The sequence below is a fragment of the Paenibacillus sp. RU5M genome (assembly GCF_900221055.1).
Lineage (GTDB): Bacteria > Bacillota > Bacilli > Paenibacillales > Paenibacillaceae > Paenibacillus > Paenibacillus marchantiae.
Map to the genome: position 1 here is coordinate 1 of NZ_OBQM01000030.1, position 1,449 is coordinate 1,449.

1 protein-coding gene is annotated in these 1,449 nt (G+C 38.6%); it reads right to left on the bottom strand.

Going from position 1 to position 1,449, the window contains the following annotated elements; all coding sequences use genetic code 11:
* Positions 1–36 precede the first annotated feature (36 nt).
* A protein-coding gene (locus tag CRO25_RS32910; RefSeq protein ID WP_097115855.1) for an IS3 family transposase occupies positions 37–1,394 on the bottom strand; the annotation gives its coding sequence in 2 pieces (ribosomal slippage) (positions 37–941 and positions 941–1,394; 1,359 coding nt in all).
* Positions 1,395–1,449: the final 55 nt, after the last annotated feature.

Below are 1,449 nucleotides of genomic sequence, written 5' to 3' on the forward strand. Positions count from 1 at the left end.
ATGAAGTGACCCCGTAAAGTTAGACACATTATATCTTTAAGCAACTTGTTGGGCATGAATCCGGTACCGTACCGGACTCATGCCTTTTAGTTTTGCCTTAATGCGTTTGTTGTTGTAATAATCGATGTATTTGGATAGTTCTTGTTTGAAATGTGACATATTTTCAAATTCCTTTAAATACAAGAACTCGGATTTCATGATGCCAAAGAAGTTCTCCATGACGGCGTTATCGTAACAGTTCCCTTTACGGGACATACTTTGCGTGATGCCACGTTCTTTAAGGGCATGACGATACGGTCTCATCTGGTAGTGCCAGCCTTGATCCGAATGAATAAGGAGTTTATCTTCATTTGTTAAACTGCAAAATGCTTGATCTAACATTGTGGAAACAAGCGAGTAGACCGGTCTTGAACCAATCGTATATGTAATGATTTCTCCGTTATACAGATCAAGCATGGGAGATAAATATAGTTTTTCTCCGAACAATTTAAACTCTGTAATGTCCGTAACCCACTTCTCGTTTGGCCTTTCAGCATGGAAATTGCGTTCTAATAGGTTCGGTGCGATCTTGCCAATGGTCCCTTTATATGAACGATATTTTTTCATACGCACCAAACACTTTAATCCCAATACTTTCATCAAACGCTGTACCTTTTTATGATTCACATGGTGTCCACGATTGGTTAACTCATCGCGAATACGACGATAACCATAGCGTCCCTCATGCTCCTTATAAATCGCTTGTATCATGTCTTTTAGCTCTAAATCCTTGTCTACCGTACCAAACGCTTTTACGACGTAATAATACGTGCTACGAGGGATACCTGCTAGCTGTAGAAGTGCTTTCACCGAAAATTCGTTCCTTAGTTCATAGACTACTTGAGCTTTGTCTTGTTTGGTGATTTTTCCTTGTTTCGAACTAAGGCATTCAACTTTTTTAAATAAGCATTCTCCATTTTCAAACGCTCTACCTCTACTTGTAAAGCCTCTACAGATCCTTCTACTAGTGTTTGGTCCTTCTGTGCTTTAGATCCTTTTTTCATGGATGAGCGCCCCTTTTTCTTTAATTGAAGGGCGTCTATCCCTTGTAATTCCAGGCTTTTTTGCCAACTTAAAAGGGTACTATGGCTAGGTATATTAAATATAGCAGCCGTTTCTCTAACAGACGTCCCAAATTCGTTCATATAATGAAGTACGTCTAGTTTAATCTGAGTAGGATATGATGTATAGCCCTTTATAAAAGCTTTTTCACCATGATGCTCATATTGTTTAATCCAGTTTAAAAAGACAGAATGGTGAATCCCGATCGATTTTGCAATGCTTTTCAAGCTTTCTGATCCCTTTTCATAACGCATAACGGCTTGTACTTTTTCTTCTGAACTGAATTTAGTCATAAAAAAACTGCACCTCCAATTGGTAGTTGTGTCTAACAATTGGGGTGCAGTTCAT